Raw genomic sequence first — 9,966 nt, forward strand, 5'->3', positions numbered from 1 at the left:
GGGGTGGGCTTCGCGCAGGAGCAGGTCTTCACGGATCCGGAGCAACAGAAGCGATACCTGCGTGTCTGGGAGGCGAACATGCTCGCGCTTCGTGACTACCCCATGCCCCGCTTCGAGGGCGGCACCCTCCAGTTCTTCCGCGCGGCGACGCTCATCGAGCACCTGCCGAAGCACGTGGAGCTGGAGTGGCTGGATTCGGGCGCGGTGCTCCGGGTGGAGACCGTGCCGGGCAATCACCTGTCGATGCTCCTGGGCGAGAATGCCGTGGGGCTGGGGGCGAAGCTCGCGGCCTTCCTTCCCTGAGTGAGGTCCGCATGTTCATCCAGACCTCCTGAGCGACAGGCTCAGCGTCCCCGCCGCTGGGCCATTCGCCGCAGGTTGTCCCGCCGCTGCGCGCCCGCGTCCTGCGCGGGTGCGGGCGTGGCGACCGGTGGCGTGTCCTTCGGCGGTGAAAGGTGTCCGGCGAGCGCTCGCACCGTGGGGTACTGGAAGAGCGTCACCAGCGGGACCTTGCGGCCCACCAGCGCCTCCAGCTTCGCGTGCACGGACTGGAGCAGCAGCGAGTTGCCACCCAGGTCGAAGAAGTTGTCGCTCGCGCCCACGCGCTCCAGCCCCAGCACGCTGGCCCAGAGCGCGGCCAGCGTCTGCTCCAGGCCCGCTTCGGGGACGCGGTAGTCCTCGCTCAGCTCGGGGCGATGCACGTCCGGTGCGGGCAGGGCCTTGCGGTCCAGCTTGCCGTTCGCGGTGAGAGGCAGCCGCTCCAGCACCACGAACCCGGACGGCACCGCGTGCTCCGCGAGCGACCTGCGCAGCGACGACCGCAGCGCGTCCACCGTGAACGCGGCCCCTTCGCGGAGCACCACGTACGCGACCAGCCGCCGCTGGCCCGGCACGTCCTCGCGCACCTGCGCCACGGCTTCCTTCACCGGAGCCTGCGCGAGCAGCGCGGCTTCCACCTCGCCCAGTTCGATGCGGAAGCCTCGCAGCTTCACCTGCGAATCCGCGCGGCCCCGGAACTCCAGCGTTCCGTCCGCCAGCCACCGCACCACGTCACCCGTGCGGTACAGGCGCGCGCCGGGCTCGCGGGAGAACGGATCCGGTCCGAAGCGCTCCGCCGTGAGCGCGGGCTGTCCCAGATAGCCGCGCGCCACCTGGGCGCCTCCCAGGAACAGCTCGCCCCACAGGCCCACCGGCACGGGCTGTCCCGTGCCATCCAGCACGTATACGCGCACGTTCGGCTCCGGGCTTCCGATGGGCGGCAGCTGGCCCTCGGAGGCTTCGGGCTTCACGACGCCGGAGGTCGCGATGACGGTGTTCTCCGTGGGGCCGTAGCAGTTGAGCCACTGTCCCGGGACACCAGGCCCCGGGCGGCGGTGCAGCACGTCACCGGCCACGTGCACCCGGCGCAGCGCCATGCCGGTAGGCCACGGCTGCTCCAGCGCCGCCTCCGCCATGGGCGTGGGCAGCGTGGTGAGCGTGATGCCCTCCGCCGCGAGCCACCGCACCAGCCGCGCGGGCTCCGCACGCACCTCATCCGAGGGCAGATGCAGGCTGGCGCCATGCGACAGCGCGGGCCAGGTCTCGAAGACGGTCGCGTCGAACGCGAGCCCCGTCAGCAGCGTGGCCTTGTCTCCCGCGCCCATCTCCGCCGCCGTGCCGAGCCCCACGACGAGGTTCGCCAACGTGCCGTGCGTCACCGAGACGCCCTTGGGCTTGCCTGTGCTGCCCGACGTGTAGATGACGTAGGCCATCGCCTCCGCGTGCAGCGTTACTTCGGGCGCGGTGGCGGGTTGCGACTCCAGCGTGGGCTCCGCGTCCAGGCAGAGCACGCGCACGCCGCAATCGTCGAACCGCGAGGCGAAGGCCTGACGGGTGACGACGATGCGCGCGCCGCTGTCCGTCAGCACATGCCGCCACCAGGCCTCCGGCCACGTCAGGTCCATGGGCAGGTAGGCCCCGCCCGCCTTGAGGATGCCCAGCGCGCCCCACACGTAGCCGGGCGTGCGGTCCATTCCCAGGGCGACCACGGTCTCCGGTCCCACGCCTTGAGCGCGCAGCAGGTGTGCCAGCCGGTTCGATTGGGCCTCCAGTTCCCCGAACGTCAGCCGTTGCCCGTCGCTCGCCAACGCGAGCGCATCCGGCCTCCGCCGCGCCTGCTCCGTGATGCGCGCGGGCACACGAAGGTCCGCCGGTACGTCGAGCGCTGTGTCGTTCCATGTGACGAGCAGTTGCTGCCGCTCCGCCTCCGTCAGCAGCGGCAGCGACGCGAGCGGGCGCTCCGGGTTTCGCGTCACCTGCTCCAGCAGGCGGATGTAGTGCCCGGCCATGCGCTCCACCGTCGCCGCGTCGAAGAGGGCGGTGTTGTATTCCCAGTGCGTCACCATGCCGGTGGCGGACTCGCGCATGAAGAGGGTGAGGTCGTGCTTCGCGAGCCCGGGATCGAAGGACACCGGCGCTGTCTCCAGCCCTCGCAGGGGGATGCCGGGGAAGTCCTTGAAGAGGGCGAACACGGTCTGGAACACCGGCGTGCGGCTCAGGTCTCGCGGTGTCTGGAGCGCGTCCACCAGTTGTTCGAAGGGCACCTCCTGGTGCGCGTACGCGCCCAGGCACGTCTCGCGCACCCGGGTCAGGAGGCTCTGGAAGGACTCCGCGCCGGAGACCTTCACGCGCAGGGGCAGGGCGTTGACGAAGAAGCCGATGAGCCCTTCCACCTCGCGCTGGTTGCGCCCGGAGATGGGCGAGCCGACGACGAGGTCGTCCTGGCCGCTGTAGCGCGACAGCAACGCCTGGAAGCCCGCGAGCAGCGCCATGAAGGCCGTGACGCCCTGCTGGTGACACAGCTCCTTCACGGCGGCGTCCACCGAGGCGGGGAGCCGCACGAAGTGGGCCGCGCCGGCCTGGGCCTGCACGGGTGGCCGGGGCCGGTCGGTGGGCAGCTCCAGCGCGTGGGGCGCACCCTCCAGGTGCCGCTTCCACCAGGTGAGCTGCGTCTCGAGCGCTTCGCCCTGCAACGTCGCGCGCTGCCAGCGGGCGTAATCCGTGTACCGGATGGGCAGCGGGGGCAGACGCGGTGTCTGTTCGCGCGTGAAGGCGTCGTAGAGGATGCCCAGCTCGCGTCCCATCACCTCCGTGGACCAGCCGTCCGTGATGATGTGATGCATGAGCAGGAAGAGCGCGTGGTCCTCCGCGTCCAGCCGCAGCAGCGTCGCGGTCAGCAGCGGGCCCGTGCGCAGATCGAAGACGTGGCGCATCCGCTCTTCCGCGCGCTGGCGCAGGACGGTGTCGCGCTCGTGGGGCGGCACGTCCTCCAGCCGCTCGAAGGCGAGCGCGAAGGGGACCGAGGACAGGACGCGCTGCACGGGCTGGCCGTGCTCTTCCGCGAACACCGTGCGCAGGGACTCGTGACGCTCGATGAGCGCCGCGAGCGACCGCTCCAGGGCGGCCACGTCGAGCGGCCCCTTGCACCGGATGAACAGCGGGACGTTGAAGGCGAACCCGCCCGGCGCGAGCGCGTCGATGAACCACAGCCGCTGCTGAGGGAAGGACTGCGGCGCGAAGTCTCCGGCCTCCGTGCGCACCAGGGGCGGAGCCTGGAGGGGATGGGCTTCCTGGCGCAAGGCTTCGATGCGTGTGGCCAGCTCCGCGAGCGTCGGGGCTTCGAAGAGCACCCGCACCGGCAGCTCCATCTGGAGGGATTCCCGCAGCCGCGAGGCCACCTGCGTCGCGAGCAGCGAGTGCCCGCCCAGTTCGAAGAAGTGGTCCTGGAGGCCCACGCGAGGCACCACGAGCAGCGAGGCCCAGATGTCGGCGATCACCTTCTCCACCGCCGTCATGGGGGCCAGGAACCCGGTGTCGTCCGTTGCTTCCTCCGTGGGCGCGGGCAGACCGTGGCGGTTGACCTTGCCGCTCGGCCCCAGGGGCAGTGCGTCCATTCGCACCAGGGCGGAGGGCACCATGTGCTCCGGGAGCTTTCGCGCCAGTGCCTGTCGCAGCGCCTCCGGTGAGAAGGCTGCTTCCGGTTGGACCACGTAGGCCACCAGCTGCTTGTGGCCCGGCGTGTCCTCGCGGACCACCACGACGACGTCACGCACGTCGGGCAGGGCTCTCAGGGCGGACTCCACTTCGCCCAGTTCGACTCGGAAGCCGCGCAGCTTCACCTGTCCGTCCAGGCGGCCCAGGAACTCCAGTTGTCCGTCAGCGAGCCAGCGGGCCTTGTCTCCCGTTCGGTAGAGCCGGGCGCCCGGCTTGGGGCCGAAGGGGGAGGGGACGAAGCGCTCCGCGGTGAGGTCCGGCCGGCCGTGGTAGCCGTGTGCGAGCCCATCACCGCCGACGTACAGCTCGCCCGGAACGCCAACGGGGCAGGGCTGGTGCTTCGGATCCAGCACGTAGACCTGGACCGACGGCAGCGGCGTTCCCACGGGAGGCAGCGCGGGCCAGGTGCTGGGTGCGCCGGATGCGCGCCACGCGGAGACCGCATGGGTTTCCGAAGGGCCGTACTGGTTTTCGAGGACGCAGCCGGGCAGCCGCTCAAAGAGGGACACGAGGGCCGGTGTCACCTGGAGTTGTTCGCCCGCGGTGATGACCTCGTTGAGAGGCGGCAGTTCCGTCGCGGTGCGCGCGGCTTCGCTCAGGGACTGGAGCGCGACGAAGGGCAGGAAGAGGCGCTCCACGCGGTGCTGGATGAGGAAGCGAAGTAGGGCTGGCGGGTTGCGGCGCAGCTCGGCGGCACTGAGCAGCAGCCGGCCACCGATACACCAGGTGCCGAAGATCTCCTGGAAGGAGACATCGAAGTTGAGGGACGCGAACTGGAGCGTCGTGGCCTGCGCGCGTACGGCTCGGCGGGTCTGCCAGGCGAGCATGTTGCCGATGCCCCGGTGGGACATGGCGATGCCTTTGGGCCGGCCCGTGCTGCCGGAGGTGAAGACGACGTAGCAGACGGCTTCGGGCGACAGCTTCACGTTGGGCGACGTGGTGGGACGCGATGCCCGCGAGGCTGCCTCCATCGTCACGATGCGCGTGGAGGTGTCTGTCGGGAGGGCGTGCACGAAGCCCTCGTGCGCGAGGACCACGGGCGCGCGTGTGTCCTCCACCATCAGGGCCAGACGTTCGGCCGGATAGTTCGGGTCGAGCGGGACGTAGGCGGCCCCGGCCTTGAGCGTGGCGAGGACAGCGACGGGCATGTCCAGGCTGGAGCGCTCCAGGCACAGCCCGACGGAGCTTCCCGGCGTGGCACCCAGGGCGATGAGGTGGTGCGCGAGCTGGTTGGCGCGTGCATCCAGCTGCGCGTACGTCAGTGACTCCGCTTCGTTCGTGACTGCGACCGCTTCCGGTGTCCTCGCGACCTGGGCCTCCACCCATTGATGGATGAGCCCCGGAGCGGGGAGCCGTTCCTCACGGTGGTTCCATGCGACCAGCAGTTGCTCCCGCTCCTCTCGCGACAGGAGCGACAGGTCCGCCAGCGGCAGCTCGGGGCTCGCTGTGACGCCTTCGAGCAGCCGCACGTAATGCCCGGCCATCCGGGCCACGGTCGCCTCCTCGAAGAGGGCGGTGTTGTATTCCCAGTAGGCGACGAGCCCGTGCGGCGTCTGCCGCATGAACAGCATGAGGTCGAAGCGGGAGACGCCCGACTGGAACGGGAAGTCCTCCACCGCGAGCCCGGGCAGGGACAGCGGCGTCGCGGCCCGCTGCAGGACGAACATCGTCTGCACCAGGGGCGTGCGGCTCAGGTCACGCGGCGGCTTGAGCGCGTCCACGAGTTGTTCGAACGGCAGGTCCTGATGCGCGAACGCCCCCAGGCAGCTCTCGCGCACGCCGCGCAGCAGCTGCCGGAAGGAACGCGAACCGGAGACGTCCGCGCGCAAGGCGAGCGTGTTGACGAAGAAGCCGATGAGCCCTTCCACCTCGCGCCGGTTGCGGCCGGAGATGGGCGAACCCACGACGACGTCCTCCTGTCCGCTGTAGCGCGCGAGCAGGGCCTGGAACCCCGCCAGCAATGTCATGAACAACGTGGCGCCTTCGCGCTGTCCCAGCAGTTGGAGCGCACCGTGGAGGGACTGGGGCAGCAGCACCTCGAAGTTCGCGCCCTGGAAGGTCTGCACGGGCGGACGAGGCTTGTCGGTGGGCAGGTCCAGCACGGGCGGTGCTCCCGCCAGCGCCTCCCGCCACCACGCGAGCTGGTCCTCCAACTCCTCTCCCTGGAAGGACTCACGCTGCCATCGCGCATGGTCCACGTACTGGAGGGACAGGGGCGGCAGCGTGCTCTGTCCCCGCGTGGGGTAGAGCGCGTTCAGCTCGCGCTGGAGCACGTCGACGGACCACCCGTCGAAGACGATGTGGTGGATGACGAGCATCAACACATGGTCGTCATTGGCGACGCGCAGGAGCAGGCCCCGCATCAGGGGACCGCGCCGCAGGTCGAACGGACGACGCGCCTCCGTGGCCAGTTGCTCCGGGAGCTTCGCGGCCTCCACGTCCGTCCTCGCCAGCGTGAAGTCCCAGGCGGGCCCGATGCGCTGCACCGGCTGTCCGTCCACCTCGTCGAACGTGGTGCGCAGGACGTCGTGGCGACGGATGATCTCCGCGAGGCTCTGCTCCAGTGCGTCCGCGTCCAGCGCGCCCCGCAGCCGGGTGACCAGGGGCACGTTGTACGAGTACCCCAGCGTGTCCAGCTGCGAGATGAACCACAGCCGCTGCTGCGCGAACGACTGCGGCAGCCATCCGTCCCTTGGCCCGGGCACCAGTGGAAGCGACTGGATCCGGTTGCTCCCCAGCCGCAGTGCATCGATGCGCGCGGCGAGGCTGGTGACCGTGGGCGCCTCGAACAGGGTCCGCACGGACAGGTCCACCTGGAAGGTCTCCCGCAGCCGGGACGCGACCTGCGTCGCGAGCAGCGAGTGCCCACCCAGCTCGAAGAACGAGTCCTGCGTGCCCACGCGCGTGCGGCCCAGGAGCGCGGCCCAGACCTCGGCGACCGCTGTCTCCGTCGGAGTCACCGGCGCCACGTAGGCGTCGTCCGTGAGCGCGTCTCCGACCGGTGTGGCCAAGGCCTTGCGGTCCACCTTGCCCACGGGCGTCAGCGGCAGCCGGTCCAGCTTCACGAAGGCGGACGGCACCCACGGGGCTGGCAGCTGGGCGGAAAGTCTTGGACGCAGGGCGTTCACGTCCACGTTCGCGCCGGTCACGTAGGCCACCAGCCGCTTGTCACCGGGGACGTACTCGCGCACCTCCGCCACGGCGTCCTCCACGCCGGGCAGGTCGCGCAGGGCGGTTTCAATCTCTCCCAGCTCGATGCGGAAGCCGCGCAGCTTCACCTGCGTGTCCGCGCGGCCCATGAAGGCCAGCTCGCCGGAGGGCAGCCAGCGAGCACGGTCGCCCGTGCGATAGAGCCGGGCACCGGGGACCTCACTGAACGGATGCGGCACGAAGCGGTCCGCGGTGAGGTCCGGCTTGCCGAGATAGCCCCACGCGAGCCCGTCACCTCCGACGTAAAGGTCGCCCACCACGCCGGGCGGCACCGGCTCCAGGCGCGCGTCCAGCACCAGGGCCTGCGAGTTCTCCAGCGGGCGGCCGATGGGCACGGGCCTCCGCGCGTCCAGGTCCCGCTTCACCTGATACGTGGCGGAGAAGGTGGTGTTCTCCGTGGGGCCGTAGCCGTTGACGACCGCGCGTCCCGCGTCCAGCAGCTTGCGCGCGGCCAGCGGGGACAGCACGTCGCCGCCCGTGAGGACCTGTCCCACGCGCGCGAGCGCCGCGGGCCGGTTCAGCGCCATCTGTTCGAAGAACGTCGTGGTGAGGAACAGCACGCTGACGTGCTCGCGGTCCAGGATGGCCGCCAGTTCCTCCAGCGACGGTGTCACCGGCGGATAGAGGAACAGCTTCGCGCCGTTGAGCAGTGCGCCCCAGAGCTCCAGCGTCGCGGCGTCGAACGACGTGGTGGCCAGCTGGAGGACGACGTCCTCCGCGCTGAACCGGACATAGGAGACGCCCTTCACCAGGCGCGTCACGCCCCGGTGGGGAACGCCCACGCCCTTGGGCCGCCCGGTGCTGCCGGACGTGTACATGACGTACGCGAGCGCATCGGCGGGGATGTGCACCTCCGGCGCGGCCACCGGCAGCGCAGCGAAGGCCCGCCACGACGGGTCGAGCACCAAGACCCGCGCGACCAGGCCGTTCAACGCGGACTCACGCCCCGGCTCCACCAGGAGCACGGAGATGCGGGCGTCGCGCGCCATGAGCTCCAGGCGCTCCGGCGGGTAACTTGGATCCAACGGGACGTACGCGCCGCCTGCCTTGAGGATGGCGAGCGTGGCCACGACCATCTCCAGCGACCGGCTCGCGCACAGGCCCACGGGCGTTCCCAGCCGCACGCCCAGCCCACGCAGGTGGTGCGCGAGCTGGTTCGCCCGAGCCTCCAGCTCCGCGTACGTGAGCCGCTGACCACCGGACTCCACGGCCACGGCGTCAGGAGTCCGCGCGGCCTGCTGCGCGAAGAGCGCCGGCAGGGACGCGTCGCGCGGGTAGGGGACCGTGACTCCCGTGCCGTGGTGGAGCAGGCGCTGGCGCTCCGTCGCGGTGAGCAGCGGCAGCGTGGCCACGGGACGCTCCGGCTCCGCGACAGCGGCCTCCAGCAGGCGCGAGTAGTGCTCCGCGAAGCGCGCCACCGTCGCCGCGTCGAAGAGGTCGGTGCTGTACTCCCAGAGGCCCACGAGCCCTTCCGGCGTCTCACGCAGGAAGACGGTGAGGTCCATGCGCGACACGCCCGGCTCGAAGTCCAGCTCGGAAGTCTTCAGGCCCTCCAGTTCCAGCGCGGGCACGGCCGAGTGCTGGAGCGTGAAGAACACCTGGAACAGCGGCGGGCGGCTCAGGTCACGCTCCGGCTGGAGCGCGTCCACCAGCTGCTCGAAGGGCACCTCCTGGTGCGCGTACGCGTCCAGGCACGTCTTGCGCACGCGGCGCAGCAGCTCCCCGAAGCCGAGCGAGCCTTCACCGCGCACGCGCAGGGGCAGCGTGTTAATGAAGAAGCCGATGAGCGGTTCCACCTCCTGCCGCGTACGGCCGGAGATGGGCGAGCCGATGACGATGTCATCCTGGCCGCTCAGCCGAGAGAGCAGCAGCTGCATCCCACCCAGGAGCGCCATGAACAACGTGACGCCCTGCTTGCGGCACAGCGCCTCCAGCGCCTTGCCCAGCTCGGGAGGAAGCGCATGGCGGTACACCGCGCCCCGCGTGGACTGCGCGGCGGGACGGGGCCGGTCCGTGGGCAGGTCCAGCGCGGCGGGCGCTCCTGACAGTTCTCCGCGCCACCACTCCACCTGCTGCTGGAGGTGTTCCCCCTGGAGCCACTGCCGCTGCCACACCGCATGGTCCGCGTACTGCACCGGCAGCGCGGGCAGCGTGGGCTCCGTTCCGGCGCGAAAGGCCGCGTAGAGCGCTTGCAGCTCCCGCTCCATCACCGTGAGCGACCAACCGTCGCAGCAGATGTGGTGCAGCATCAGGAGCAGCACGTGCTCTGTTTCGCTCAGCCGCAGGAGCCGCACGCGCACCAGCGGCCCCGCGCCCAGGTCGAAGGGCACTCGCGCCTCCGCCTCAGCCAGGTGCCGCAGGGCTTGCTCGCGCTCGGACGGGGGCAGCGCCTCCAGCGATTCCACATGCAGCGGCAGGGACAGCGACGGCGCGATGCGCTGCACCGGCTGCCCGTCCACGACGGCGAAGGTGGTGCGCAGCGCTTCGTGCCGCTCCACCAGCACGGCCAGCGCCCGCTCCAGCGCGGGGACGTCCAGCGCTCCGGTGAGCCGCGCGAAGTACGGGACGTTGTAGGAGATGCCCCCGGGCGTGAGCTGCTCGATGAACCACATGCGCTGCTGCCCGAAGGAGAGCGGCAAGAGGCCGTCGCGAGGGACGGGCACCACCGGCGGTGCTCGACGACGGGACCTCGCCGGGGACTTCGGCGCGGGGGCGGAAGGGGAG

The 9,966-nt window shown here is 70.9% G+C and carries 2 protein-coding genes; one reads left to right on the forward strand and one right to left on the reverse strand.

The features are described from left to right. Positions 1-303: hypothetical protein (locus tag D7X55_RS28430; RefSeq protein ID WP_147470241.1), on the forward strand; the 303-nt coding region annotated here is incomplete at its 5' end. Positions 304-344: 41 nt separating this feature from the next. Here D7X55_RS28430 and D7X55_RS28435 read toward each other — a convergent pair. Next, positions 345-9,908 (reverse strand): non-ribosomal peptide synthetase, encoded by a 9,564-nt coding sequence (locus D7X55_RS28435; RefSeq protein WP_121724694.1) that lies wholly within the window; start codon positions 9,906-9,908, stop codon positions 345-347. Positions 9,909-9,966: the final 58 nt, after the last annotated feature.

Source organism: Corallococcus sp. AB049A, assembly GCF_003668885.1.
Classification (GTDB): domain Bacteria; phylum Myxococcota; class Myxococcia; order Myxococcales; family Myxococcaceae; genus Corallococcus; species Corallococcus interemptor.